Annotated in this window: 23 protein-coding genes; 12 read left to right on the top strand and 11 right to left on the bottom strand. The window is 70.1% G+C overall.

Annotated elements, in window-relative coordinates:
• Window positions 1-47: 47 nt before the first annotated feature.
• Window positions 48-2,567, top strand: coding sequence for a 1,4-alpha-glucan branching enzyme (glgB, locus tag ABT367_RS04105; protein ID WP_434975393.1), 2,520 nt, complete (start codon window positions 48-50; stop codon window positions 2,565-2,567).
• Between the two features lie 75 nt (window positions 2,568-2,642).
• On the opposite strand, the gene ABT367_RS04100 is transcribed toward glgB, so the two are convergent.
• The 3 genes from ABT367_RS04100 to ABT367_RS04090 form a co-directional block, all read right to left on the bottom strand.
• On the bottom strand, window positions 2,643-3,956 hold the full coding sequence (locus ABT367_RS04100; RefSeq protein ID WP_352249343.1) for an SUKH-4 family immunity protein: 1,314 nt from the start codon (window positions 3,954-3,956) through the stop codon (window positions 2,643-2,645).
• 68 nt (window positions 3,957-4,024) lie between these two features.
• The gene (locus tag ABT367_RS04095) at window positions 4,025-6,280 is read right to left on the bottom strand and encodes a HelD family protein (protein WP_352249438.1); all 2,256 of its coding nucleotides are present in this window, start codon (window positions 6,278-6,280) and stop codon (window positions 4,025-4,027) included.
• A 162-nt stretch (window positions 6,281-6,442) separates the two neighbouring features.
• Window positions 6,443-7,222 carry an NAD(P)H-dependent oxidoreductase gene (locus ABT367_RS04090; protein ID WP_352249341.1) on the bottom strand — a complete coding sequence of 260 codons (780 nt, stop codon included), beginning with the start codon at window positions 7,220-7,222 and terminating at the stop codon, window positions 6,443-6,445.
• A 202-nt stretch (window positions 7,223-7,424) separates the two neighbouring features.
• Here ABT367_RS04090 and ABT367_RS04085 point away from each other — a divergent pair, with 202 nt between their 5' ends.
• Complete coding sequence (locus tag ABT367_RS04085) at window positions 7,425-8,315, top strand: helix-turn-helix transcriptional regulator (RefSeq protein WP_352249339.1); 891 nt, start codon at window positions 7,425-7,427, stop codon at window positions 8,313-8,315.
• Between the two features lie 43 nt (window positions 8,316-8,358).
• Here ABT367_RS04085 and trxA read toward each other — a convergent pair whose 3' ends face one another.
• The gene (trxA, locus tag ABT367_RS04080) at window positions 8,359-8,691 is read right to left on the bottom strand and encodes a thioredoxin (RefSeq protein ID WP_352249337.1); all 333 of its coding nucleotides are present in this window, start codon (window positions 8,689-8,691) and stop codon (window positions 8,359-8,361) included.
• A 5-nt stretch (window positions 8,692-8,696) separates the two neighbouring features.
• Window positions 8,697-9,164: a MerR family transcriptional regulator gene (locus ABT367_RS04075; protein WP_352249335.1), complete on the bottom strand. Its 468-nt coding sequence runs from the start codon at window positions 9,162-9,164 to the stop codon at window positions 8,697-8,699.
• Between the two features lie 167 nt (window positions 9,165-9,331).
• Here ABT367_RS04075 and ABT367_RS04070 point away from each other — a divergent pair, with 167 nt between their 5' ends.
• The 3 genes from ABT367_RS04070 (at window position 9,332) to ABT367_RS04060 (ending at window position 10,541) form a co-directional block, all read left to right on the top strand.
• Window positions 9,332-9,700: a hypothetical protein gene (locus ABT367_RS04070; RefSeq protein ID WP_352249333.1), complete on the top strand. Its 369-nt coding sequence runs from the start codon at window positions 9,332-9,334 to the stop codon at window positions 9,698-9,700.
• 19 nt (window positions 9,701-9,719) lie between these two features.
• Window positions 9,720-10,079, top strand: coding sequence for a hypothetical protein (locus ABT367_RS04065; protein ID WP_352249332.1), 360 nt, complete (start codon window positions 9,720-9,722; stop codon window positions 10,077-10,079).
• A gap of 63 nt (window positions 10,080-10,142) precedes the next feature.
• Window positions 10,143-10,541, top strand: coding sequence for a cytidine deaminase family protein (locus ABT367_RS04060; protein ID WP_352249330.1), 399 nt, complete (start codon window positions 10,143-10,145; stop codon window positions 10,539-10,541).
• A 144-nt stretch (window positions 10,542-10,685) separates the two neighbouring features.
• Here the strand turns inward: ABT367_RS04060 and ABT367_RS04055 are convergent, their stop codons facing one another.
• On the bottom strand, window positions 10,686-12,353 hold the full coding sequence (locus ABT367_RS04055; RefSeq protein WP_352249328.1) for an MFS transporter: 1,668 nt from the start codon (window positions 12,351-12,353) through the stop codon (window positions 10,686-10,688).
• Between the two features lie 101 nt (window positions 12,354-12,454).
• Between ABT367_RS04055 and ABT367_RS04050 the strand changes: the two genes are divergently transcribed.
• Entirely contained in the window at window positions 12,455-13,066 is a 612-nt protein-coding gene (locus ABT367_RS04050; RefSeq protein ID WP_352249326.1) for a TetR/AcrR family transcriptional regulator, read from the top strand.
• A gap of 206 nt (window positions 13,067-13,272) precedes the next feature.
• Here the strand turns inward: ABT367_RS04050 and ABT367_RS04045 are convergent, their stop codons facing one another.
• Entirely contained in the window at window positions 13,273-13,620 is a 348-nt protein-coding gene (locus ABT367_RS04045) for a DoxX family protein (RefSeq protein WP_352249324.1), read from the bottom strand.
• Window positions 13,621-13,728: 108 nt separating this feature from the next.
• Between ABT367_RS04045 and ABT367_RS04040 the strand changes: the two genes are divergently transcribed.
• Window positions 13,729-14,172, top strand: coding sequence for a MarR family winged helix-turn-helix transcriptional regulator (locus ABT367_RS04040; protein ID WP_352249323.1), 444 nt, complete (start codon window positions 13,729-13,731; stop codon window positions 14,170-14,172).
• 126 nt (window positions 14,173-14,298) lie between these two features.
• Here ABT367_RS04040 and ABT367_RS04035 read toward each other — a convergent pair whose 3' ends face one another.
• Window positions 14,299-15,675 (bottom strand): cation:dicarboxylate symporter family transporter, encoded by a 1,377-nt coding sequence (locus ABT367_RS04035; protein WP_352249321.1) that lies wholly within the window; start codon window positions 15,673-15,675, stop codon window positions 14,299-14,301.
• Between the two features lie 175 nt (window positions 15,676-15,850).
• Between ABT367_RS04035 and ABT367_RS04030 the strand changes: the two genes are divergently transcribed.
• The 5 genes from ABT367_RS04030 to ABT367_RS04010 all read left to right on the top strand — a co-directional run bounded on the left by ABT367_RS04030 (window position 15,851) and on the right by ABT367_RS04010 (window position 21,462).
• On the top strand, window positions 15,851-17,437 hold the full coding sequence (locus tag ABT367_RS04030) for a sensor histidine kinase (protein WP_352249320.1): 1,587 nt from the start codon (window positions 15,851-15,853) through the stop codon (window positions 17,435-17,437).
• A gap of 64 nt (window positions 17,438-17,501) precedes the next feature.
• Window positions 17,502-18,179 (top strand): response regulator, encoded by a 678-nt coding sequence (locus ABT367_RS04025; RefSeq protein WP_352249318.1) that lies wholly within the window; start codon window positions 17,502-17,504, stop codon window positions 18,177-18,179.
• Window positions 18,180-18,373: 194 nt separating this feature from the next.
• Entirely contained in the window at window positions 18,374-19,744 is a 1,371-nt protein-coding gene (locus tag ABT367_RS04020; protein ID WP_352249316.1) for an extracellular solute-binding protein, read from the top strand.
• A 49-nt stretch (window positions 19,745-19,793) separates the two neighbouring features.
• Entirely contained in the window at window positions 19,794-20,636 is an 843-nt protein-coding gene (locus ABT367_RS04015; RefSeq protein WP_352249436.1) for a carbohydrate ABC transporter permease, read from the top strand.
• Window position 20,637: 1 nt separating this feature from the next.
• Complete coding sequence (locus ABT367_RS04010; protein WP_352249314.1) at window positions 20,638-21,462, top strand: carbohydrate ABC transporter permease; 825 nt, start codon at window positions 20,638-20,640, stop codon at window positions 21,460-21,462.
• 121 nt (window positions 21,463-21,583) lie between these two features.
• Here the strand turns inward: ABT367_RS04010 and ABT367_RS04005 are convergent, their stop codons facing one another.
• The 3 genes from ABT367_RS04005 to ABT367_RS03995 all read right to left on the bottom strand — a co-directional run bounded on the left by ABT367_RS04005 (window position 21,584) and on the right by ABT367_RS03995 (window position 25,325).
• On the bottom strand, window positions 21,584-22,807 hold the full coding sequence (locus tag ABT367_RS04005) for a glycoside hydrolase family 64 protein (RefSeq protein ID WP_352249312.1): 1,224 nt from the start codon (window positions 22,805-22,807) through the stop codon (window positions 21,584-21,586).
• 176 nt (window positions 22,808-22,983) lie between these two features.
• Window positions 22,984-24,066, bottom strand: coding sequence for a hypothetical protein (locus ABT367_RS04000; RefSeq protein ID WP_352249310.1), 1,083 nt, complete (start codon window positions 24,064-24,066; stop codon window positions 22,984-22,986).
• On the bottom strand, window positions 24,057-25,325 hold the full coding sequence (locus ABT367_RS03995; RefSeq protein WP_352249308.1) for a hypothetical protein: 1,269 nt from the start codon (window positions 25,323-25,325) through the stop codon (window positions 24,057-24,059). The genes ABT367_RS04000 and ABT367_RS03995 overlap by 10 nt, the downstream gene beginning before the upstream one ends.
• Between the last annotated feature and the right edge of the window lie 3 nt (window positions 25,326-25,328).

Raw genomic sequence — 25,328 nt, 5'->3', positions numbered from 1 at the left:
ACTCCCCCGTACGACACGTCCGTAAGCCCCCCGAGGAGGCCTCACCCGTGAGTACGCGCCCACCCGAGCCCCAGCCCCCCGAGAAGCCCGTCCGGTCCGCGAAGAGGGGCGCAGGGAAGGCCGCGCCGGACGAGGCGGCCGTCCCCCGGCAGTCGAAGAAGGCGGCGACGAAGAAGGCGGCGACGACGGGGAAGCCGTCCGTGGGGAAGAAGGCGGTGGCGAAGAAGGCCGCCGCGAAGAAGGCCGCCACCAAGCAGACCGCCACCAAGCAGACCGTGACGGCGAAATCCCCGGGCAAGAAGCCCGTCGCGAAGCTGCCCGCCGCGAGGAAGCCCCTGTCCGCCGCGTCCGGGCCGATCGCACCCGAACCGCCGCCCCAGGCGCCCTCGGCGCTGCCCTTCACCGACCGCGACCGCCTCCTCGCGGGCACCCATCACGATCCGCACTCCGTGCTCGGCGCGCATCCGCACCCCGACGGTGTGGTGTTCCGTGTGCTGCGTCCGTACGCCCGGCAGGTGACGGTGGTCACCGAGGGGCTGCGGGCCCAACTGGACGACGACGGCGGCGGGTTCTTCTCCGGAGTCCTGCCCCTGCGGTCCGTCCCCGACTACCGCCTGGTCGTCTCGTACGAGGACAACGACTTCGAGACCCCCGACCCGTACGGCTTCCTGCCCGCGATCGGCGAGTTCGATCTGCACCTGATCGGCGAGGGCCGCCACGAGGAGCTGTGGAAGGTGCTCGGCGCCGAGCCGATGACCCACCAGGACGTGGCCGGGACCCGCTTCACCGTATGGGCGCCCAACGCGCAGGGGGTGCGGGTCGTCGGGAACTTCAACTACTGGGACGGCACCGGCTTCCCGCTCAGGTCCCTCGGCTCGTCGGGGATCTGGGAACTGTTCGTACCGGGAATCGGCGAGGGCGAGCTCTACAAGTTCCAGATCACCCGGCCCGACGGCTCGATGACCTTCCGCGCCGACCCGATGGCCCGGCGCACGGAGGTGCCCCCGGCCAACTCCTCGGTCATCCACCGCTCGCACCACGCGTGGGACGACGAGGAGTGGATCACGCGCCGGACCGAGCGGGCCGCGCACGAAAGCCCGTTCTCCGTGTACGAGGTGCACCTGGCCTCGTGGCGCCCGGGACTCACGTACCGCCAGCTCGCCGAGCAACTCCCGGCGTACGTGCAGGACTTGGGCTTCACCCATGTCGAGCTGATGCCGGTCGCCGAGCACCCGTTCGGCGGCTCCTGGGGTTACCAGGTCACCGGCTTCTACGCGCCGACCGCGCGGCTCGGCACCCCGGACGACTTCAAGTACCTGGTCGACGCGCTGCACCGGGCCGGTATCGGCGTCCTGATGGACTGGGTGCCCGCGCACTTCCCGCGCGACGACTGGGCGCTCGCGGAGTTCGACGGCCGTCCGCTGTACGAGCACGAGGACCCGCTCCGCGCCGCGCACCCCGACTGGGGCACCCTGGAGTTCGACTACGGCCGCAACGAGGTCCGCAACTTCCTGGTGGCCAACGCCCTGTACTGGTGCGAGGAGTTCCACATCGACGGCCTGCGCGTGGACGCGGTCGCCTCGATGCTCTACCTCGACTACTCCCGCGAACAGGGCCAGTGGACACCGAACGTGCACGGCGGCCGGGAGAACCTTGACGCGGTGGCCTTCCTCCAGGAGATGAACGCGACCCTCTACCGCCGCGTACCGGGCGTGGTCACGATCGCCGAGGAGTCCACGGCCTGGGACGGCGTGACCCGCGCGACCCACCACCAGGGCCCCGGCGGCTTCGGCGGCCTCGGCTTCGGCCTGAAGTGGAACATGGGCTGGATGCACGACTCGCTCGGCTACGTCCAGCACGAGCCGGTCCACCGCAAGCACCACCACAACGAGATGACCTTCTCGATGGTGTACGCGTACAGCGAGAACTACGTGCTGCCGATCTCGCACGACGAGGTCGTGCACGGCAAGCGTTCACTCGTCTCGAAGATGCCCGGCGACTGGTGGCAGCAGCGCGCCACCCACCGTGCGTATCTCGGCTTCATGTGGGCGCACCCCGGCAAGCAACTCCTTTTCATGGGCCAGGAGTTCGCCCAGGGCGCCGAGTGGTCGGAGGCGCACGGGCCCGACTGGTGGCTGCTCGATCCCGGGTACGGGGCCGAACCGGACCACCGCGGGGTACGGGACCTGGTCCGCGACCTCAACTCGGTGTACCGCACGACACCGGCCCTGTGGCAGCGCGACACCGATCCCGGGGGCTTCGCCTGGGTGGAGGGCGATGCGGCCGAGGACAACGTCTTCGCGTTCCTGCGCTACGACACCGAGGGCTCACCGCTGCTCGCCGTGTCCAACTTCTCGCCCGTCGTCCGGCACGACTACCGGCTCGGCGTGCCCGAGGAAGTGCCCGCCTGGCAGGAGGTCCTGAACACCGACGCGGCCGCGTACGGCGGCGGCGGCGTGGCCACCCCCGGATCCCTGAAGCCCGACCCGGTGGGCGCGCACGGCCGCCCGGCGAGCCTGCGGCTCGTCCTGCCACCGCTGTCGACGGTGTGGCTGCGGCCGGCGTGAGACGGAGGAGCCGCTCTCTGAAGGAGACGGAGGGACTGCGGGCCCGGCTACCGGGCCCGCACCACCCCACATGGCTCAGAACCCGTCCTCGCTCAACTCGGTGATCCCCGCGTACAGCCAGCTCCACAGCTCGCCGCTCGGGGTGCCCGGCTCGAAGAGGCCGGGGGCCAGCTCCTCCATCTCCGCCAAGTACACCTGGGCCAGATCCTCCTGGTCGCCTTCATCGGGATACGGGTGCCAACAGGCGTTGCGGTAACGGTGGACCGCCTCCAGGCAGCGGGTGAAGACGTCCAGGCCGGGCGCGATCCGGATCAGGAAGTGACCGCCCACTCCTCCCGGCCTGGTGGTGTTGGTCCAGATGTGGACGGAGCCTTCGCGGCGGTGCAGATACACCTTGCCGTAGTCGGTCCCGGCGAAGACCAGAAGATCATCGGCCGCCATGCCCTCCGGCAGCCCGTCCTGTGCCAGGGCGCCCTCGGCGGGCGACTCCCAGGCGTCGGGCGGGAGCAGCTCGAACTCCGCGCCGTGGCAGGCCCAGTACGCGGGGACGCCGACGTCCCGCAGAAAGGCCCGGCTCGCCGCGTGCTCGACGGCATCGGGCAGCTCCGCCTCGGGAACCCGGAGCACCTTCTGCTCGCCGAAGGCCTCGACGAGGCGGGCCGTGGTGAGCGGGCCCGTGGGCCGCACCGGCCGGGGCTCGGGCCCGGGCGAGCCCTCCTCGGCCGACGACCAGTCGATCTCGCCGCGCGGCCAGTCACCGAGCACCTTCGGGTCCGTCTCGATCATCGCGAGGCCGTGCACGCTCTCGACGAGATGGCGCGTGCGGCCGTCCACGACCGTGACGGTCGCCGCGTTCTCCCAGCATTCGGGGGCGGTGAGCGCCAGGTCGGCCAGATCGGGGACGTCGTCCGCGGGATCCACCGAGGACGCGGAACTCAGTGCGGCGGGGTCCGGTACGGGGACCGGGCGGCCCGTCGCCTCGTCCAGCCAGATCCGCACCTGGCCGAAGTCCGTACGGACTTCGATGAGCTCCCGGTCCCCGTGCCGGTGGCGTCGTTCGTATCCGTCGTAGCCGGTCAGACTCGGCTGCGCCACGAACCCGTTCACCGGGCGCCACCAGGCCCAGACCGTCCGCCACGGCATCCCCGGCTCGGCGGCGGCGATCCGCTCTGCGTACGCGTGCTCGCCGAGCATCTTCGCGGCGAAGTGCAGCCAGGCGGCGAACTCGGCGCGCGGCACGTCCGCGCCACCGAATACCGCCTCGGCCTGGAGGAAGACCTCGCGCCCCGTCCCGTCGGCCCCCTCCTCCAGGTGCGCGCGCACGGCCGCGCGCCCGGCGTCCAGCAACTGCCGTGGATCTTCCAGAAGTTCGTCCAGCTGTTCGGTCATACCCGCATGCTGCCACCCGGCTGTGACAACGCATCCGGCTCCGGCCTCCGCCCAAACCGGGCATCCGTCTAGGACATCGCCCGCAGCCCGTCCGGCAGTTCGGCGCTGTGCAGGACCCCGAGCGTCTGCGTGGCCCGGGTGAGCGCCACGTACAGATCCGAGGCGTGCAGGGCCCCCGGCTCGACCACGAGGACGGAGTCGAACTCCAGGCCCTTCGACTGCCGTGCGTCGAGCAGCACCACGCGGTGCGTCAGGTCCGGGTCACCGCCGGGTGTCACCCCCGGCAGATGCGCGGCCAGCTCCTCGTGGAGCTCGCGCGGGGCGATGACCGCGAGGCGGCCCTCGTCGGGCAGGAACTCGGACACCAACTGACCTGCACGCGAGGCGAGTTCCGACGCCGATACGGGGACGAAGCGCGGCGCCACACCCGTCGACCGCACGGAACGCGGCGGTTCGAGGCCCGGGTGGATGCTGCGAAGGACGGCCGCGGCGAGGTCCATCACCTCTGACGGAGTGCGGTAGTTGACGCGCAGCCGTACATGCTCGAAGCGGTCGCCCACGTACGGCGCGAGGATCGACGACCATGAGCCGAGCGCCGCGGCGTCCCCGGTCTGCGCCGGATCGCCCACCAGCGTCATCGACTTGGTGGGCGAGCGGCGCATCAGGAGCCGCCACGCCATCGCCGACAGCTCCTGCGCCTCGTCCACGATGATGTGCCCGAAGGCCCAGGTCCGGTCCGCCGCGGCCCGCTCCGCGGCGCTGCGCAGATCGGCCTCCTCCTGGCGCTCGGCCATCCGCTCGGCGTCGATGATGTCGTGCGCGGAGAGCACCTCGGCGGCATCCTCGTCGAGCTCCTCCTTGTCCTCGAACTCATAGGTACGCGAGGCGAACGAGAGGTCGAGGACGCCCTGCGCGTATTCGATGCGGCGCTGGCGTTCGGCCTCCTGGCGGGCGCGCTCGGCCGAGTCGTCGACGCCGAGCAGTTCCGCGGCCTCGTCCAGGAGCGGGATGTCGGCGGAGGTCCACGGCCCGCCCTGGCGCCGGATCGACTCGGCGTCGGCGTCCGGGAGATAACCGACCGGATCGGCGAGGAACTCACGCACCAGCCGCTGCGGGGTGAGCTCCGGCCAGAGGTCCGCGATCGCACCGTGTACCGCGGCGCTGGTCGCGACGTCCTTGCCGAGCTGGGCGATGTCGTCCGGGCCGAGCAGGTTCGGACCGCCGAAGGGGTCCGCGCCGATGCGCTCGACGAGCTGCTCCGTCAGGGCGTCGATGATCCGGAACGCGAAGTACGGCCGGGCCAGATTGTGCGGCAACTGCATCTCGCGCGCCGCCGTCCTCGCCTCCTCGGCCATCGCACGGTCGACGAGCAGCGTGCCGTGGTCCTCGTGGTCGACCTCGAGGACCGTGTCGGGCACTGACTGGTGATCGCGTACGTACGAAGCGAGCACCTCCGCCATCGAGGCCCGGCCCTTCACCTCGGCCGCATCCTGGGTGTCCTCGCCGGTTGCCTTCACTCCGGGAAAGAGCTCACCGACCGTCGCGAGCAGCACCCCGGTCTCGCCGAGCGAGGGCAGCACTTCGCCGATGTAGCCGAGGAAGGCGGGGTTGGGTCCGACGATCAACACGGCGCGCTTGGCGAGCAGTTCACGCTGCGCATAGAGCAGATACGCGGCCCGGTGCAGCGCGACCGCCGTCTTGCCGGTGCCGGGCCCGCCCTCCACGACCAGGACGCCCTGGTGCGGTGCGCGGATGATCCGGTCCTGCTCGGCCTGGATCGTCTGCACGATGTCGCCCATACGCCCCGTACGTGCGGCGTTGAGGGCGGCGAGCAGCACGGCGTCGCCGTTGGGGTCCTCGAAGCCGGTGCGCTCCTCGTCGCTCAGATCGAGGATCTCGTCGTGCAGTGCGACAACCTCATGCCCCTGCATGGTGATGTGCCGGCGGCGGCGCAGACCCATCGGCACATGGCTGGTCGCGAGATAGAAAGGCCGTGCGACATCGGCACGCCAGTCGATCAGAATCGGGGTCCGCTCCGCGTCGTCGGCTCGGATTCCGATACGGCCGATGTGAAAGTTGTCCCGTTCCTCGACCAGATTGTCGGGGTGATTGAGATCAATGCGTCCGAAGACCAGACCGTTCTCCACACCGTTCAGCTCGGCGACCAGACGGCCCTTCTCGATGACCGCGACATCGCGCTCGAGCCGCGCCTGCCGCCCGGTCCCGACCTGCGCAAGCGCCGACTCGGCGGACTGTTCGGCCGCCGCCTGGAGCTGCCCGAGACGCGCATAGACGCGGGCGACGAATTCCTGCTCGCTTCGCAGCTCTTCGGACGTTGACAATTCGACTCCTCGCGCGATATGGTGTGTTCGTTGGGCCTCCAGGAGAGGCCCTTTTCTGTGCGCACAGAAACACTCAATATACGCGCGGAAATACCCCGGCTGCAAACAGTCCGGGGCTTTTTGTTTCCGCTCATGCCCTTCCGCTCAGCCCCGCACGTGGAGCCCGAACCCCGTGCGGCCCGCGGGTTCCAGGCCCTCCTTCAGCTGCAGGGACGGCAGCTCGTAGTCGCCGAAGTTCTGCCGGCGGAACGGGATCGGCTCGGTGGACTCCAGAGTGAGCAGCCGCTCCTTCCAGGCCTTGGCCACGTCCCCGAACTCGTCGTCGGTCATCCGGTCGGTGCCGTACAGAACGAAGGGCGGCAGCGACTCGATGCCCGGGTAGTAGAGGATCCCGTGCTGGATCGGGAACAGCAGATCGTCGATGGGTCCGTTGATGCCGCGCGGGCCGTAGTGCGCTTCCGGGCCGCCGATGGTCACCGACAGCAGGGCCCGCTTGCCCGCGAGGGTGCCTTCGCCGTACCGCTCGCCGTACTTGGTCTCGCTGTGCTCGCCGACGCCGTACGCGAAGCGGTAGGTGAACACCCGGTCCACCCAGCCCTTGAGGATGGCCGGCATCGAGTACCACCACAGCGGGAACTGGAAGATGACCGTGTCCGCCCACAGCAGCTTCTCCTGCTCGGCGCGTACGTCTTCGGCGAGCGTGCCGTTCTCGAAGGCGCGGCCCGAGTCGGCGGCCACCTTCAGGCGGCTCGTCGCGTCGAGGCCGTAGTCCTCGGCGTCCACGGCCGCCTTCCAGTCCATCGCGTACAGGTCGCTGACCCGCACCTCGTGCCCGGCGCCCTCGAGGGTGGACACGGCGAGGTCCTTCAGCGAGCTGTTGAGGGACCGCGGCTCGGGGTGGGCGTGGACGATCAGCGTCTTCATGGGAACTCCCTGGCTTCGAACGCATCGGATGCTGTGGATCGGCCGCTGCAGTTCAGATGCGGCGGATCGGTGCGGTGGATCGGATGCTTCGATCCTGGACGCCGCGGCGCCCGGTGTTCAGGGACGCCTTTTCCGTAGGACGGGAGTTCCTGGTACTGGCAGGGCCACCTTCAAGCGCAGCGGTGAGCCCATACTCGAAGGCATGGACGATCACGCGGGACTTGGAGCGGCGGAGGATCTGGCGGGCTTTCTGCGGACGCGGCGCTCCCGGGTCGACCCGGCGGCCGTCGGCATCCCCACGGACAGCCGCCGGCGGGTCGCCGGGCTGCGCCGCGAGGAGGTCGCGCACCTGTCGGGAGTGAGCGTCGACTACTACGTACGCCTGGAGCAGGGGCGCGCCACGCAGCCCTCCGAGCAGGTGCTCGACGCGCTCGCCCGCGTGCTCGGCCTGGACGAGACCGAGCGCGAGCACCTCGACCGGCTGGCGCGACAGCGCCGCCGCCGTGCGAAGGCGCCGGCCGGACGGATCCGTCCGGAGCTCCTTCGCGTGCTCGGTCTGGTCGCCGACGCACCTGCGCTGATCATGGACCACCGCATGGACGTGCGGGCGGGGAACCGGCTGGCCGAGCTGCTCTACGGGCGGCCGGCGGAGGGCCTGAACACCGCCCGGCACATCTTCCTGGAGGAGGCCGAGCGCGGTCTGTACGCGGACTGGGAGCAGTGCACCCTCGACGTGGTCGGACATCTGCGTCTGTCCGCCGGCCAGTATCCGGACGACCCCCGGCTCGCCTCGCTGATCGGCGAGTTGGCGATGGGCAGCGAGCGGTTCCGCCGCCTGTGGGCGCGGGCGGACGTGCGCGCCCGCACCCATGGCCGCAAGGCGTACCGGCATCCGCTGGTCGGACTGCTCGAACTGCACCAGGAGAACTTCGCGCTGCCCGACGCGTCGGGCATGGAGCTCATCGTGCTCTCCGCACCTCCGGGCAGCCCCACCGAGGACGGACTGCGGCTGCTCGCGGGGCTGAGTGCGGACGGCGGCGAGATGCGGCCGGCACGGCCGGCCGCCAACGACCGCCGGGCCGCCGGAAGTTGAGCGGCGCGGGGCGCGGCGCGCGCCGGGCCCCGGCCCTCAGCGGTCAGACCACGTCCGCCAGCTCGGCGAGCAGTTTGCGCTTGGGGCGTGCGCCGACCACCTGCCACACCGGCGCACCGCTCTTGAACACCATCAGCGTGGGCATCGACAGGACGCCGTACGCCGTCGTCGTACCGGGGTTGGCGTCCACATCCAGCTGCACCACCTTCAGCCGCTCGCCCTCCTCGCGGGCGATCTCACTGAGCACGGGCGCCAGCTGACGGCAGGGTCCGCACCAGGAGGCCGTGTACTCCACGAGCACGGGCAGCTCGGCCTTCAGCACCTCCTGCTCGAAATCCGCGTCGGTCACCTCGGGTACACCTTCGGCCTTCACCACGGTCCTCACCCCTTGTTCCCTGTCATGGTCGTCTTGTTCCGTGCGGATGGCGTCGCATCGGCGAGCTCGCACAGCGGATCCGGACCGCCGGGCGTCTGAGCCTCGGCCGCGAGCCGGGCCCGCGCCCCCTCGGCGCGCTCCAGCTGGCCGCGCACCTTCGTCCGTACGGACTCGAGCTCGCCGATCAGCGCTTCGAGCTCGTCGAGCTTGCGCCGGTAGACCGCGAGCGAGGCGGGGCAGGAGTCGCCCTCCGGGTGCCCGGCCCGCAGACACTCCACGAACGGCCGGGTCTCCTCGAGACCGAACCCGAAGTCCTGCAGCACCTTGATCTGCTCGACCAGACGCAGATCGCTCTCGTCGTACGCCCGGTACCCGTTACTGCCCCGCCGCGCGGGCAGCAGCCCCCGTGACTCGTAGTACCTGAGCGTGCGCGTGGTGGTCCCGGCCCGCTCGGCCAGCTCGCCGATTCGCATACGTACGACGGTAATCCTTGACCCCGGCGTCAAGGAAAGCGTCCGCCGCGGGTGCGCCCGCGGGCTCCATGATCGGATCGTCAACAAAGCCTGGCCAAGGGGTAGTTGACCTGGCACAGTGATCTCCGGCCCCACCCCCCAGCTCCCCTCAGTGGAGGCCTTTCCGCATGTCAAGCACCATCAAGCGCCGCATCGCCGCGGCCGGCACCCTCCTCGTCGCACTCGGCGCACTGGGCGCGGGCACGGCCAGTGCGCAGGGCGTGAGCCCGGCGGCCCTCACCTGCCCGTCCGGCCATCTCTGCGTACAGGTCCCGGGTCAGGTCCTGCCGACGAACATCGCGCCCGGGCTGCCGTACAGCTTCAGCAAGCCGGTCGATCTCGTGACGTACACGAACAACTCCGACGCGACCTTCTGTGTCGACGCCGACCGCAACTTCGCGATCGCGCCCGGCGCATCGGGCGACGGGTCCGTTCACACGGGAGCCGTCCGTATCACCACGGTTCCCGCGGCCGACGCCTGCCCGCTCCTTCCCTGATCCCGGCTCGGAGGCCCACATGATGCGACACAAGACCGGACTGCGGATCGCAGCCGCCCTGTCCACAGCCGCCGCGCTCGGCGCCCTGACCGGCACACCGGCCGGTGCGGCGACCGACTCCGCCGAGGCCGTGCCCTGCCAGCAGGGCTATGTCTGCTACGTCGAATACGGAGAGTTCGTCAGCGAGCGGATCGCCCAGGGCGAGTCCCGTACGTTCGACCCGGCCATCACCATCACGGACATCACCAACTGGACGACGATGGGGTACTGCATCAGCGGCAACCCCAACACCGGTCTCGCGCCCGGCAGATCGCTGACGGTCACCCAGACCATCACGGCGATCCGCGCGGTCCCGGCCGGTGGGGCGTGCGCCACCTGATGAGGTGAGCCCCGGCCGCCGGTCGGGCAGTGCACGGCCCGACCGGCGGCGTACCGTGACCCGATGGACTCAGCTCACGACCAGGAACTCGTCGACGCCGCCACGGAACTGGCGGAGCGTGCGTGCAAGGGCGAGAACCACACGGTCGCGTCGGCCGCACGCACGGCCGACGGCCGGATCGTCTCGGGTGTGAACGTGTACCACTTCACCGGCGGCCCCTGCGCCGAGCTGGTCACGATCGGGGCGGCCGCGACGGCCGGGGCGTACGAGCTGACCACGATCGTCGCGGTCGGCGACGGCGGTCGCGGGGTCATCGCCCCGTGCGGCCGCTGCCGCCAGGTGCTGCTCGACTATTTCCCTCGGATCCGGGTGATCGTGCCGACCGGGCCGGGGTCCGTGGATGCCGTTCCCGTACGGGAGTTGCTGGCCCACGCGTACGTGTGGCACGACCACCAGGAGTGACCGGCCGCGAGGACGGACCCTCGCGGGGTCGGACTCGCGGGGTCGGACACTCGCGAGGTCGGACGCCAGCAAGGACACTCGCGGGGTCGGACTCGCGAGGTCGGACGCCCGCAAGGACACTCGCGAGCTCCGACACCTACGAGGTCAGACGCCCGCGCGTTCCCGTGCCGGCTCCGCCGCTTCCACCTGCTCCGCCTTCGCGCGGCGCGGCAGCAGCACCGCCACGAGGAGCGTCCCGACGCCGAGGATCACCGCGCCGACCAGGCTGGTGTGGGCCACCGCGCCCGAGAACGCCGAGCCGACGGCGTCCGCCATCTGCCCTGCTCCATGGGCGAGTTGCTCGGCCTGGGCCTTGAGCTGAGCGGCCTGCTCGGGCGTCGCGGCCTGGGCCGCCTTGCCCGCGAGGGCCCGCGCCTGCTCGCCGATGCCCTGCGCGACGCCGTAGCCCGCGCCGACCGAGTCCTGGGCGGTGGCCAGTGCGTCACCGGGGAGCTTCGTGCCCGCCGTCGCGTCGGCGAGCTGCGAGGAGTAGGTGCCCGCGAGCACCGAGCCCAGGATCGCGATGCCGAGCGAGCCGCCGAGTTCGAGCGAGGTGTCGTTGACCGCGCCGCCGACCCCCAGCTCCGCCTCGGGGAACGAGCCCATGATCGCGTCCGTGCAAGGCGAGAGCGCGAGCCCGATGGAGATGCCGAGCAGGATCAGCGGCAGCACGAACGTGCCGTACGAGGACGCGGCATCCACCTGCGTGAGCAGCGCGAGCGCCGCCGTACCGCCGACCATGCCCGCGGTCACGGTGACCCGCATACCCAGGCGCGGGGTGAGCCAGCCGGTGAGCGCCGAGCCGACGAACACCGCGCCGGCGAGCGGCAGCATGCGGATACCGGTGTCGAGCGCCCCGTATCCGAGGACGAACTGCAGGTGCTGCGTGAGGAAGTAGAAGGCGCCGAAGACCGCGAGGAAGAAGAGTGCGACGGCGAGGTTGGAGCCGGCGAAGCCGCGGTGCGCGAATCGGCGCACGTCCAACACCGGCTTGGGGTGGCGCAGTTCCCAGACGATGAAGAGGAGGAGTCCTACGGCCGCGACGATCGCCGCCGTGATCGCGTTGACGCCCCAGCCGAAGTGCGGGCCCTCGATGATCATGTAGACGAGCGCGCCGATCCAGATCACGGACAGGACGCCGCCGACGTAGTCGATACGGTCGTGGTGGTCGGCCTTGGACGGCGGTACGAGGACGAGCGCGCCGATGATCGCGAGCGCGGCGATCGGCACGTTGATCAGGAAGGTCGAGGCCCAGCCGTGGTGCTCGAGGAGCAGCCCGGCGACCAGCGGTCCGGCCGCGATCGCCACGCCCGCGGTGGCCGTCCACATCACGATGGCCTTGGCCCGCTCGCGCCTGGGGAAGGTCGCCGCGAGCAGCGAGAGCGTCGCGGGCATGATCATCGCGGCGCCGACGCCCATCACGGCACGGGCGGCGATCACTCCGGTCGAGCTGTCCACGAGCGAGCCCGCCACAGCGCCGCCGCCGAACACGACGAGGCCGAGGATCAGGGCGCCCCGGCGGCTGTACTTGTCGCCGATCGCGCCGAGCAGCAGCATCAGGGCGGCGTACGGAACGGTGTAGCCGTCGATGACCCACTGCAGATCGGCGCTGCTCAGGTGCAGGGACGTGGTCATGTCCGGGGCCGCGACGGTCAGGGCCGTGTTCGCCATGACGATGATCAGCAGGCTCAGACAGAGCACACCCAGGGCCCACCAGCGGCGGGCGTACGGCCCGCTCATCTTCTCCACGGGCTCCTTCATGACCAGCCGCATGACTCGGGCCGCCTTTCCGCTCCACCGATTTGCACAGCGCTGTGCAACTACACAGCAGTGTGCAATTTACGCCACTGCACAGGGCTGTGCAAAATGAGTACATGACCCAGGACCGCGCCAGCCGCGCCGACAGCAACCGCCGCCGCATCCTCGATGTCGCGCGCAACGAGCTGCTGCGCGATCCGGATGCCTCCATGGACCAGATCGCGCGTGCCGCGGGCGTCGTACGGCGCACGGTGTACGGGCACTTCCCGAGCCGCGAGGCGCTGATCATCGCCCTCGCGGACGGGGCGGTCGAGGCCATCGGTGAAGCCCTGGCCGCCGAGCCCCCGGGCGGCGGCGACGACCCGGCCGGCACGCTGGCCCGGCGCACGCTTGCGGTCTGGCAGGTCGCCGACCGCTACCGCCTGCTTGTCTCGCTGGCCCAGCGCAGCGGCGCGATGGAGGACATCAGGGACCGGCTCGCGCCGCACCGCGACCAGCTGACGGAGCTGCTCCGACTGGGCCTGGAAAAAGGGGTGTTCAGCTCGCCGCTGCCCGCCGCCGCACTCGCCCTCGTACAGGAGCAGGTGCTGTTCGGCCTGATGCAGGCGGTCAACGACGGGCATCTGGACGCGCGGAAGGCGGGCCCCGCCGCCGCGGTCACCAGCCTGACCGCGGCGGGAGTACCCGCCTCCGGGGCGACCGCACTGGTCGCCGGACTCTCCTCCTGAGCCGGACCGCCCCCTGGCCGGACCGCCCCCCGACCGGACCCGACTCCGGGCCGGACCCGCCTACGGGCCGAACCCCCTCCGGGCCGAACCCGCCTACGGGCCGAACCCCCTCCGGGCCGGACCCGCCTACGGGCCGAACCCCCTCCGGGCCGAACCCGCCTACGGGCCGAACCCCCTCCGCTCCGACCCTTCCTGCGTGCCGCCGCTCATGAGGAGGTCACCCGCAGCACGAGCGCCGCGACGGCGAGGAGCGCGAGCACCGCGGCCGGCGCGAACGTGTAGTCCTTGACGCGCAGATGGGCGATGACCGCCCCGATGAAGTAGAGCACCACGCCCACCGCGGCCGCCGTCCCGATGAACGGGATCGCGAGCCCCGCGAGCAGCCCGAGCGCACCGGCCGCCTTCAGGGACGCGAGCCCTGGCAGCCAGGAATCGGGTACGCCCACCTTGCCCATCGAGTCCGTGACGGCGGGGTTGCGGGCGAAGGTGAAGGTCGCGGACGCGGCCAGGACGAGGGCGAGCAGGACACCGACGATCACGTAGGCGAGAAACATGAGCACCCCAAGGTGTTCGAGCGCCCTCAACCGTAGAGGGCCCGATATCGTTGAAGGCTATCAATGATTTCTAGAGCTCCACAATAGAGCCCCTGCTACGGTGTTCGTATGGCAGCTCGAGAGGTCACCTACCGCCCCGCCTTCCTGCTCGCGTACCACGGCAACATCACCGACGGGCTGATCCGCAAAGCGGTGGCCACGGCAGGACTGAGCCCCCGGCATGTGGCCACGCTGCAGCTGCTGACCGATGGCCCGGTCTCCCAGAAGGCGCTCGTCGACGGGCTCGGTGTGGACCCGAGTGTCCTTGTCGCACTGCTCAACGGCCTGGAGAGCGATGGCCTGGTCGAGCGCAGGCGCGACCCCGCCGACCGGCGCCGGCACATCGTGGAGATCACCCCGGAAGGCACCGAGCGGCTGCGGAAGGCGGACACCGCTCTGGACACCGTGGAGCAGGAGCTGTTCGGCGGCCTGTCCGAGCGCGAACTCGCCTCGCTGCGCCGCATCCTCGACAAACTCCATACGTCACCGGAGCACTTCAGCTGCGGCGAGTAGCGGGCGGGCCGGGCCAGTTGCCGAACGCACGGAAGCCCGGGACCAGTTCAGGCCCCGGGCTTCCGTATGCGTACGGGCGCAGGCGAGCGGCTCAGGTCGCCACGCGTACGGGCGAAGGCCGGCGGATCAGACCGCCGCACCCTCCTTCTCCGAACCGCCCTTCTGCAGCGGCACGTTCGCACCCTCGGGCGCCAGCTCACCGTGCCCGTCGTCGAGCAGCGTGCGCTCGTCGAACGGTGCGCGGCCGCTCAGCACCTCGTCGACGCGGCCGCGGTCGATCTCCTTGGTCCAGGTGCCGATGAGGACGGTGGCCACCGCGTTGCCCGCGAAGTTGGTCAGGGCGCGGGCCTCGCTCATGAAGCGGTCGATGCCGACGATCAGGCCGATGCCGTCCACCAGGGCGGGCTTGTGCGACTGCAGACCGCCGGCCAGCGTCGCGAGACCGGCGCCGGTGACACCGGCGGCGCCCTTCGAGGCGACGAACAGGAAGAGGAGCAGCGGGATCTGCTCGCCGATCGACATCGGCGTCCCCATGGCGTCGGCGACGAACAGCGAGGCCATGGTCATGTAGATCATGGTGCCGTCGAGGTTGAAGGAGTAGCCGGTCGGAACGGTGATGCCGACCACGGGCTTGCTGACGCCCATGTGCTCCATCTTCGCGATGAGGCGCGGCAGCGCCGACTCGGAGGAGGAGGTGGACAGGATCAGCAGGAACTCACGGCCCAGGTACTTGAAGAGCGTCAGGATGTTGAGGCCCGCGACCATCCGCAGCAGCGCACCGAGCACCAGGAAGACGAACAGGACGCAGGTGATGTAGAAGCCGAGCATCAGGACGGCCAGGGACTTCAGCGCGTCGAGACCCGCGGAGCCCGTGACGGCGGCGATGGCGCCGAAGGCACCGATCGGGGCGGCCCACATGATCATCGCGAGGATGCGGAAGACCAGGCGCTGGATGTGCTCGACACCGCGCAGGATCGGCCGGCCCGCGTCGCCCATGGCCTGCAGCGCGAACCCGGCGAGCAGTGCGACGACCAGGGTCTGCAGGACCTCACCGCCGGTGAAGGCGGAGACGAGGGTGGTCGGGATGATGCCGAGCAGGAATTCCTCGGTGCCCTTGGCCTCGGCGTCGACCTGCTCATGGCCGGTCGCCGCCACGGAGTCGGTGACCGCGAGCCCCGTACCGGGGTCGATGATGTTGCCGACGACCAGGCCGATGGCGAGCGCCACCATCGACATGGCGGTGAAGTAGAGCAGCGCGATACCGCCGACGGCACCGACCTTGGCGGCCTTGCGCACCGAACCGATGCCGAGCACGATCGTGCAGAAGATGATCGGCGAGATCATCATCTTGATCAGGTTCACGAAGCCGGTGCCGATGGGCTTCAGCTCCACGGCGACACCCGGTGCGGCGAAGCCGACCGCGATACCGAGCACCACCGCCACGATCACGGCGATGTAGAGATAGTGAGTTTTGTCCCGCTTGCCTGTCGTCGTGGCTGCCACGGTGCCTCCCTGCACTTACGGCTCAAGTCCCGCCGGCCCGGTCCGTCCCCTGCGCGGTCCGGGCGTTCGGGGCCTTGCCCCGGCGGCGGTCGGTGTGAATATCCATCAGGCCGTGACCGGGGTCACCCTTGCGTACATTTAGTTCGCGCTTATATCCGCAGGCACACTGGGCGGCATGCCCCGGATACCGAAGCCGCGCTCGCTCGCGGGCCAGCTCTTCGCGATGCAGGTCGTGCTCGTCGCGGTCGTCGTGGCCGGGTGCGCCGTGTTCGCGTACGTCACCGCGCACCGCCAGGCGGAGAGCGCGGCCGTACGCCAGGCGACCGCGGCGGCGCGCGCGGTGGCCGACTCGCCCTCGGTGCGGGAGGCGATCAGCGGGGACCGGCCGACGATGTTCCTGCAGCCGTACGCGGAGGACGTCCGTGAGGACGCCGACGTCGACTTCGTGACGATCATGGACACCAAGGGCATCCGCTGGACGCACCCCAACACCGAGCACATCGGCGACAGGTTCCTCGGACATATCGGGCCCGCGCTCGACGGCAGGACCTTCTCCGAGACGTACACGGGAACGCTCGGCCCCTCCGTCCGGGTCGTCACACCCGTCCACGACCGGGGCCGGATCGTCGGTCTGGTCAGCGCCGGCATCAAGATCGAGGAGATCGACGACCAGGTGCAGCGCCAGCTCACCGGGTTGCTCGCGGTCGCACTCGGCGCCCTCGCGCTCGGCGGCCTCGGCACGTACGTGATCAACGCCCGGCTCCGGCGGCACACCCACGGTATGAACGCCGCCGAGCTCAGCCGTATGCACGACTACCACCAGGCCGCGCTGCACGCCGTACGCGAAGGCCTCCTCATGCTCGACGGACAGCGCAGGATCGCGCTGCTCAACGACGGCGCCCGCGAACTCCTCGGTGTGCGGGGCGAGGTGGTCGGCCTGAACATCGCCGACCTCGGTCTGCCCGCCCCGCTCACCGGCGCCCTGCTCGCCACCGAGCCGCGCGTGGACGAGGTGTATCTGACCGCGGACCGCGTGATCGTCGTCAACACCTCACCGGTCTCCGGCGGTGAGCGGCGCGGCACCGTCGCCACCCTGCGCGACCACACCGAACTGCAGGCCCTGACCGGCGAACTCGACCACGAACGCGGCTTCACACAGGCGCTGCGCTCCCAGGCGCACGAGGCCGCGAACCGGCTGCACACCGTGGTCTCCCTGATCGAGATGGGCCGCGCCGAAGAAGCCGTCGACTTCGCCACGTCCGAGCTGGAACTGGCCCAGGCGCTCACCGACCAGGTGGTCACCGCGGTCGGCGAACCGGTGCTCGCGGCGCTCCTGCTCGGCAAGGCCGCCCAGGCCAACGAGCGCGGGGTCGAACTCGAGGTCTCCCCCGACAGCCGGCTTGACGACGGGCTGCTACCGGATACGCTGCCCGCCCGTGACCTGGTCACCGTGCTCGGCAATCTGATCGACAACGCCGTGGACGCGGCGACCGGCACCCCCGGCGGCGCGGTGACCGTCACGGCGGTGGTGGTGCGCGACGAACTGCTTCTGAACGTGTCCGACAACGGGCCCGGTGTCCCCGCCGACACGGATGTGTTCGCCCGCGGCTGGTCGGGCAAGGGCCCGGGCCGCGGCCTCGGCCTCGCGCTCGTCCGGCAGACGGCGCACCGCCACGGCGGCACGGTGGCCGTGACCGAATCCCCGGACGGGGGCGCCGAGTTCACCGTCCGGCTGCCGTTGAGGAAAGAGGTACGGGTGTGACCGGTGCGGATGTGAGTCGTGCGGGCGCTCGTGTGACCCGCAAGGCTGTGAGAGGTGTACGGGTGTGAGCGAGCCGATCCGCGTGCTCGTCGTCGAGGACGACCCTGTGGTCGCCGACGCGCATGTCATGTACGTCAACCGGGTCCACGGCTTCCAGGCCGTGGCCAAGGCGCACTCCGGTGCGCAGGCCCGCCGCGTCCTCGAGCGCACCCCGGTCGACCTGCTCCTGCTCGACCTGTACCTCCCCGACGGGCACGGTCTGCAACTGGCCCGCAGCCTGCGCGCGGCCGGCCACCAGGCCGATGTGATCGCGGTGACCTCGGCCCGCGATCTGGCCGTGGTCCGCGAGGGCGTCTCGCTGGGCGTGGTGCAGTACGTGCTTAAGCCGTTCACGTTCTCGACCCTGCGCGACCGCCTCGTACGGTATGCGGAATTCCGTACGGCGGCGGGCGAGGCCTCCGGCCAGGACGAGGTCGACCGTGCGCTGGCCTCGCTGCGCGCACCCCGCCCCGCGTCGCTGCCCAAGGGGCTCAGCGCCCCCACCCTGGACCGGGTGATCACCACACTGCGTGCGGCACCCGAGGGCCTGAGCGCCGCGTCGGCCGCCGAGTCGGCGGGCCTCTCGCGGATCACGGCCCGGCGCTATCTGGAGCATCTGGTCGAGTCGGGCCGCGCGGTACGGGCTCCGCAGTACGGGCAAGTGGGGCGGCCCGAGCTGCACTATCGCTGGGTCACCCAGTAGGCCGCGCTTCCCGGGCCGCCAACTCGCCCTCGTAATAACAACGTTGTCACGGGATCGATCTCGGCGGGCGCACGGGCATTGACCCTCGATGAACAACGACCGTACGTTCACCGGACAGCCCCACCCAACGCCTTAACGCATTACGCCGTAGCGCAACCCCGCAGCCGCCCCGCAGGCTCGTAGGAGGTCGTACCGTGCGTCGTCCCAAGCGTTCCACCGCGCCCCTCGTACTCGGCGCAGCAGCCCTGTTCGCCGCCACCACGCTGACCGCCTGCGGTGATGACTCCGGGGACGACCCGGACACCCTGAAGGTCTCGTTCAAGCAGTCCATGGACAACAACGTCAAGGTCATGGACAACTTCCTCGCGGACATGAAGAAGCAGTTCGAGAAGGACAACCCGGGCAAGAAGGTCGAGCTCGTGCCGATCAAGGCCCCGGACGCCGAGTACTACACCAAGCTGCAGCAGATGCTGCGCTCCCCGAAGACCGCCCCGGACCTGGTGTACGAGGACACGTTCCTCATCAACTCCGATATCACCAGCGGGTACTTGGAGCCGCTCGACAAGTATCTGGACAAGTGGCCGGACTGGGACAAGTTCATCGACACGGCCAAGGCCGCCGCGAAAGCGGAGAACGGCAAGACCTACGGCGTACCGGACGGCACCGACACCCGTGGCCTCTGGTACAGCAAGGCGGTGTTCAAGAAGGCCGGCCTGCCCGAGCAGTGGCAGCCGAAGACCTGGGACGAGATCCTCGACGCGGCCCGCACCATCAAGGAGAAGGTGCCCGGCGTCACCCCGCTGAACGTCTACACGGGCAAGCCCGGCGGTGAGCAGTCGACCATGCAGGGCTTCGAGATGCTCCTGTACGGGACGGGCGAGGACCCGCTGTACGACAAGGGCCAGAAGAAGTGGGTGCAGGGCAGCCAGGGCTTCAAGGACTCCCTTCAGTTCGTCGAGACCGTCTACAAGGACAAGCTCGGACCCGAGGTCTCGGACGCGCTCGACCCCAACTTCGGTCCCACGGTCCGCGGTGAGCTGCTGCCGAAGGAGAAGCTCGGCATCAACCTGGACGGCTCCTGGCTCCCGCAGGACTGGAACGAGGGGGCCGGGCACGAATGGCCCACCTGGTCGAAGGAGTTGGGGCTCGCCGCCATGCCGACGCAGAACGGCCAGGCGCCGGGCAAGGTCAGCATGTCCGGCGGCTGGACCTGGGCGATTCCCAGCAAGGCGGCCAACAAGGACCTCGCCTTCGAGTTCATCAAGACGATGCAGACCAAGGAGAACGCCCAGAAGTGGTACATCTCCAACTCCGGTATCGCCGTCCGTGAGGACGTCGCCGAGGATCCGGCGTACGTGAAGGCGCAGCCCGGCCTCAAGTTCTTCACGGACCTGGTGGAGTTCACGTACTACCGGCCCGCGTACCCGGCCTATCCGAAGGTCTCGGTGGCGATCCAGGAGGCGATGGAGTCGGTCACGACCGGTGACGCCTCGGTGGACGAGGCGGCCGGTACGTACGACGAGGAACTCGCGTCCGTCACCGACAACGCCGTCGTCAAGAAGTGAGCAGCGGTACGTGAAGAGCGCTTCGACACGGGGCCCGCGTCGCAGTCTGATGCGGGCCCTGCCCGTCTCCCCCGCCGTCCTGCTGATGCTCGCCTTCCTCGCCGGGCCCATCGGCTACTGCGTCTATCTGGCCTTCACCGACCTGCAGTTGACCGGCCAGGCCTCCTCCAGCCTCATCGGCTTCGAGAACTTCCGTGAGGCGTTCACCGACGAGGACTTCCTCAACGCCGTATGGCTCACGCTGGTGTTCACCGTCCTGTCCTCGCTCGTCGGACAGAACACCCTGGGCCTGGGGCTCGCCCTGCTCATGCAGCGCGCCTCCAAGCCGCTGCGCACGCTCACCGGCGGCATCGTGGTCACCGCGTGGGTGCTGCCTGAGGTCGTCGCGGGCTTTCTGCTCTACACGTTCTTCCAGAAGCAGGGCACGCTCAACGCGATCCTCGACTTCCTCCATCTGCCCAGCCAGAACTGGCTGTTCACACTGCCGATCCTCGCGGTGTCCTTCGCCAACGTCTGGCGCGGCACGGCCTTCTCGATGCTCGTCTACTCGGCCGCGCTCAACGAGATACCCAAGGAGATCGTGGAGTCCGCGCAGGTGGACGGCGCGGGCGGCTGGCGCCGCCTGTGGCACATCACGCTGCCGATGATCCGCCGCTCCATCGGCACCAATCTGATGCTCAACACCCTTCAGACGCTCTCGGTGTTCGGGCTGATCTGGGTGATGACCCGCGGCGGCCCGGGCAACCGCAGCCAGACGCTCCCGCTGTACATGTACGAGGAGGCGTTCCAGAACAGCATGATCGGCTATGCCACGGCGGTCGCCCTGCTCCTGCTCATCGTGGGCTCGCTCTTCTCGCTCGTGTACATGCGCCTGCTGCGGACGGAGGTCTGAGATGAACCGTCGTAGGCAGCGCCGCCTCGCCGCCGATCTGGGTCTGCTCTTCGCCGCCGCGGTCTTCGTCCTGCCGCTCGCCTGGGTGGTGCTCTCCGCGCTGGATGCGGAGGCCAACCTCAAGGTGAAGGTCCCCGGCAGTCTCACCTTCGACAACTTCGACGCGGTGCTCGTCGACGACGTCACGTTCACGCCGCTGCTCAACTCCCTGATCCTGTGCGGCGGAGCGACTGCGCTCGTGGTCGTATGCGCGGCTCTCGCCGCGTACCCGCTGTCGCGCTACCGCTCGCGCTTCAACCGTCCGTTCCTGCTCACGATCCTCTTCGCGACCTGTCTGCCGATCACGGCCGTGATGGTCCCGGTCTACGCCCTGTTCGTGCAGGTCGACCTGATCGACACCATGCACGGCACGATCTTCTTCTTCGCGGCCTCGGGCCTGCCGTTCGCCATCTGGCTGATGAAGAACTTCATGGACGGTGTCCCGAAGGAGCTGGAGGAGGCCGCCTGGACGGACGGCGCCTCGTCCTTCCAGTCGCTCCTGCGCATCGTGCTGCCGCTGATGGGCCCCGGAGTCGCCGTGGTCACGGTCTTCTCCTTCGTCATGATGTGGGGCAACTTCTTCGTCCCCTTCATGCTCCTGATCGACCCGGCCCAGATGCCCGCCTCGGTCAGCATCAACGACTTCTTCGGCAACCGCGGCCAAGTGGTCTACGGCCAGCTCGCCGCCTTCTCGATCATCTACTCGACGCCGGTGATCCTGCTGTACGTGCTGATCGCGCGACGTCTGGGCGGTGGCTTCGCGCTCGGGGGCGCGGTCAAGGGATAGCGGGACCGGAAGGCGGGGGGCTGGAAGGCAGGGTGCCGCCGCAAGGCAGGGGGCCGCAAGGCAGGTGCCCGCAAGGGTCGGCGGGGCCCGGTCCTGCCGGCCGGGCCCCGCCGCCCGGCTCTCAGACCCCCACGCTCACCGTGAACCGGCGCGGGTTGCCGTCGTGCGCCGCGCCGGACACGTCGGGCTGGCCGTCGGGGCGTACGTCGTCGTACGGGAAGGCGTACCCGATGGGCGAGTTGGCGTGCACGATGCGCGACCAGTGGTTGGTGGTGGCGTCCCGGTAGTAGTCACCGGCCGTCACGCCGTTGGGCTGGTCGGGGTGCGTGAGCATGATGCTGCGGTTGAACCCGGCGGCGAGCCGGGCGAGCAGGCCCTTCTTGTCGTCGGAGTCCGAGGGGTTGTTGGTGAACGGGCCGTGGTTGCAGGTGAAGATGTCCTTCGAGGTCGGCTTGGGGAAGCTGTGCCCGCCGTTGAAGGTGAGCGTGTCCCCGCCGACCCGGCCGGTGAACACGCCCCGGCCGCCCTGCAGATCGATCCGCAGATCGGTGCTCCGGTACTTCTCCCAGACCTGGTCGATGTACCCGTTCCACACATCGCGGAACGGCATCTGGTCGGGCCGGTCGAAGTACGGGGCCATCAGGTTCTGCGGCGAGATGCAGCGAAGCACCTTGCCGCCGCCGTCCTTGATGACGAGCTGGTCCCAGGGCTGTCCGTCGCGGGCCGCCTGCGCCTGGAGGTCGGCCGCGATCTTGTCGACCGCGCCGTCGGGCAGCGGGGCGACGGTGTGGGTGGCGTCGCCTTCGAGACGCAGCCCGATGGGCAGGGCGGTCACCAGGTCGACGTAGCTGATGTTCGCGAACAACTGCACCGTGTTGAAGGTGAATTCGCAGAACGACCAGATCTTGCCGTAGTTCGCGTCGGTGGGGGTCGCGAAGGCCGGTTCGACGAGCCCTGGTCCCGGGTTGAGGAAGAAGTCCAGGGTGTCGTCGCGTACGAAGTAGACGCGCGCGCCGAACATCTGAGGCAGCGTCACGACCTTCGGTGCGGCGCCCGCCGGGTTCAGCGGGATGGCGCAGTCGACGGGCAGCGGGGTCTGGGGGGCGGAGGGCGACTCGGGCCGGTAGATGCCGCCGTCGGCCCTGAGCAGCACCCAGTTGCCGGTGGACTGCTCGTGGCCGGTCACATAGGCACGCACGGTGCCGCTCAACGACTTGTTCTCCAGGGCCAGTTCACAGGTGGCGGGGGCGGCGGCCCCGGCTGTCCAGGACGGCACGGCCAGGGACGCTGCGGCTGCGGCGGCGCTCGCTGTGGCGCCCGCGAGGAACAGTCTGCGCGATATCACGATCGACGCTCCTGTAGTGGGGGGTGTGGGGTGGGCCCACTGTTGCGAGCGGGTCGCGAGGCGTCAAGACTTCACGCAGGGAGCGCTCCCATCTTTTCCTTCCGTACAAGAGTCGAAGGTACGAGCCCCCCACCGGGCCTGGTCCGTACCTTTCCTGGTCAGCGGGTTGCCGACGGTCAGGGAGCCTTGGGCGGCCGGCAACCGTGGGACTCGGCCGAGCGCTCGGCGAAAATTTTCAGGGCGGCGCGTTCCTGGGCGAGGTCGCCGGAGACCAGCGCGGAGGTCTTGTCGTCATGGCGCCCGTACGCGACCAGGGTGAACAGGGCCGTCCCCTCAGGGCACTTGGCCGTGGTCCAGCTGACACTCTCGTCCCGGGCCCGGTGGTGCGCCGGGACACGGCCCGTGGGCAGGTCGTCCTCGTAGGACGCGCGGTTGCCCCGGAAGAAGGACTGGGCGTAGGTCCCGAAACTCGCCTCCAGGCCGTATCGGCGCAGGCGGTCCGCATCGAGGAGCCGGCACCGTTCGTACGGCGCCCCGTCGCGCGCCGTCTCGAGTACGGTGCGCACGCCGCGTAGGGGCTCGATACCGGCGCACGTACCGTCGGCCTCGTCGAGCGGCTCGTACTCGTCCTCGCGTACGGGCAGCGGCACGCTGCGCACCTTGTCGCCCAACTCGGCCTCGCAGCCCCGCACTTCGGATACCTTCCGGGCCGTGGCCTCGGCGATCCGGGTATACGCGGGACGGTTCGCGGGGTCGTCGACCGGGCGCTCGTCGAAGAGCTCGGCCCTGAGGGTGACCATGATGGTCTTCGCCTCGCCGGCCGTGCAGTGCAGCGTGAAGGCGGTCGTCACACCCTCCGTTTCGTCCTCGTCGCCGCTATCGGCACCGAAGAGACCCGACCAGCCGTTGCCGACCGGTACGGCAAGCCCGCGCTCCCTGCCGCCGAGGAAGGGCTCGAAGCCGGCGACGCCGATCGCCGTCTCGTCCGCCACCCGCACGTCGGCCTTGCCGCCGCCGTCCACGACCACCTCGCAGCGCACGTGGTGCGCGGTGCCGTCCCACTCCCGCACGCCGACCTCTCCGTCGCCGAGCACCTCACGCATCACCGCCGGGTCGAGCAGCCCGTCGCAGGCGGCGTCGAGCTTCGCCGCGTCGTCCCAGCGGCGGAAGTCGCCGTGCAGCCAGAGGTACCCGGACACCAGGACGGCGAGCGCGACCACGCCGCCCGCGCTCCGCAGCAGCAGCCGCTTCACCGCCACCCCTCCACCTCTCCGAGGATCTCGGTGTCATGGCAGCGCTGCTGCCTTGGCCAGCCGCCGGGGTCGGCGAGATAGGCGTCGAGCGCTTTGCGGGCCTGCCGCGAGAAGAGGGCGCGTTCGCGTTCGGTCAGCGTGCGGGAGTACCCGTCGCGCTCCAGTGAGACGGTGACCTGGTGCAGGGTCCGGCCGGCGGCGCACTGCCCGCCGGCCCACAGGGCGAGTTCCACCGGCTTGCCCTCTTGGAGTTCCTTGGTGCGCTCGCCCGCGCGAAACCCGTAACTGTCGCCGCTGCGTCCGTACTCGGCGTCGACGGACTCGCCCAGCGGGCCCGCCCAGCTGACGGCCGAGAGGGCTGAGACATCTCCCTCGTCCAGGTCCGGCGGATCCACCAAGGAGTCCTTGCGGTCGTACTGGGTCGCGTCGCAGACACTCAGAAGCCGCGACTCCTGCAGGTCACCGGCGACGGACCAGGTACCGGGGAACTCCTTCGCCAGGCCACGGCACTTGGCGGCGCCGAGGCCGGGAATGTCGACCCTTTCGACCTGTATGTTGCCGCCGTCGGGATCGCTCGTGACCTCGGCCTCGTAGGTGTCGATCACCTTGTCCGGCCGGACAATCGCCTCGCCGCCGCACTTCTGTGCCTTCGTCAGCGCGTTCGCCACCTCCACGGCCGTACGGAACTCCCGCAGCGCCCGCGCCTGGGCACCGAGCTTCCGCGCGCCCGCACCGAACCGGTCGACGGTCGCGGTCACATACATCGCGGACACATCACGTGCGCGGGTACCGAGGCCTGCCGGGCACTCGGCGACCAGCCAGGTGACCGCCGCCTCCCCCGAACGTCCGGTCACGCCGGGCGCCTCGTAGTCCGCGTCCACACCCGCGCTCGCCACCAGCTCCGCCGCCTCCAGCGTCACCGGTTCGGGCAGCCGGGACAGGACGGGCGCGGCGCGCACCTCGACGCGGCCCCGGTCGGGCCAGGTCACCTCGCAGCTGAGCAGAGTGCGGCTCTCCTCCCCGGGCGTGAGCTGCGTGCCATACGCCCGGACCTCGCCGCGTACGTCATCGGGCACCAGGTCCCGCAGCTCCCCGTACGGCAGCAGCCCGCCGCAGGCGCGCTTCAACTGGGCGCGATTGCGGGCGAGATGGCCGCCGTCACCCGCGTCACCGGAAGAAGAGAAGATCACCGCCCCGGCACCGACGAGCACCAGCACAAGCGCGACGATCACCGGCACCTTCAGCCGCGCAGGCAGCCGTGCCATGCG

The organism is Streptomyces mesophilus, assembly GCF_040300965.1.
Lineage (GTDB): Bacteria > Actinomycetota > Actinomycetes > Streptomycetales > Streptomycetaceae > Streptomyces > Streptomyces mesophilus_A.
The sequence above is the reverse complement of the archived record's forward strand: the minus strand, read 5'-3'. Positions and strand labels throughout refer to the sequence as shown.

Excerpts from the sequence above, each read along its gene's own strand:
- ABT367_RS04100 (WP_352249343.1), bottom strand. The coding sequence starts at position 3,956 with ATGACCGAACAGCTGGACGAACTTCTGGAAGATCCACGGCAGTTGCTG.
- ABT367_RS04090 (WP_352249341.1), bottom strand. The coding sequence starts at position 7,222 with ATGAAGACGCTGATCGTCCACGCCCACCCCGAGCCGCGGTCCCTCAAC.
- ABT367_RS04085 (WP_352249339.1), top strand. The coding sequence starts at position 7,425 with ATGGACGATCACGCGGGACTTGGAGCGGCGGAGGATCTGGCGGGCTTT.
- ABT367_RS04075 (WP_352249335.1), bottom strand. The coding sequence starts at position 9,164 with ATGCGAATCGGCGAGCTGGCCGAGCGGGCCGGGACCACCACGCGCACG.
- ABT367_RS04070 (WP_352249333.1), top strand. The coding sequence starts at position 9,332 with ATGTCAAGCACCATCAAGCGCCGCATCGCCGCGGCCGGCACCCTCCTC.
- ABT367_RS04065 (WP_352249332.1), top strand. The coding sequence starts at position 9,720 with ATGATGCGACACAAGACCGGACTGCGGATCGCAGCCGCCCTGTCCACA.
- ABT367_RS04060 (WP_352249330.1), top strand. The coding sequence starts at position 10,143 with ATGGACTCAGCTCACGACCAGGAACTCGTCGACGCCGCCACGGAACTG.
- ABT367_RS04055 (WP_352249328.1), bottom strand. The coding sequence starts at position 12,353 with ATGCGGCTGGTCATGAAGGAGCCCGTGGAGAAGATGAGCGGGCCGTAC.
- ABT367_RS04050 (WP_352249326.1), top strand. The coding sequence starts at position 12,455 with ATGACCCAGGACCGCGCCAGCCGCGCCGACAGCAACCGCCGCCGCATC.
- ABT367_RS04045 (WP_352249324.1), bottom strand. The coding sequence starts at position 13,620 with ATGTTTCTCGCCTACGTGATCGTCGGTGTCCTGCTCGCCCTCGTCCTG.
- ABT367_RS04040 (WP_352249323.1), top strand. The coding sequence starts at position 13,729 with ATGGCAGCTCGAGAGGTCACCTACCGCCCCGCCTTCCTGCTCGCGTAC.
- ABT367_RS04030 (WP_352249320.1), top strand. The coding sequence starts at position 15,851 with ATGCCCCGGATACCGAAGCCGCGCTCGCTCGCGGGCCAGCTCTTCGCG.
- ABT367_RS04015 (WP_352249436.1), top strand. The coding sequence starts at position 19,794 with ATGCGGGCCCTGCCCGTCTCCCCCGCCGTCCTGCTGATGCTCGCCTTC.
- ABT367_RS04010 (WP_352249314.1), top strand. The coding sequence starts at position 20,638 with ATGAACCGTCGTAGGCAGCGCCGCCTCGCCGCCGATCTGGGTCTGCTC.
- ABT367_RS03995 (WP_352249308.1), bottom strand. The coding sequence starts at position 25,325 with ATGGCACGGCTGCCTGCGCGGCTGAAGGTGCCGGTGATCGTCGCGCTT.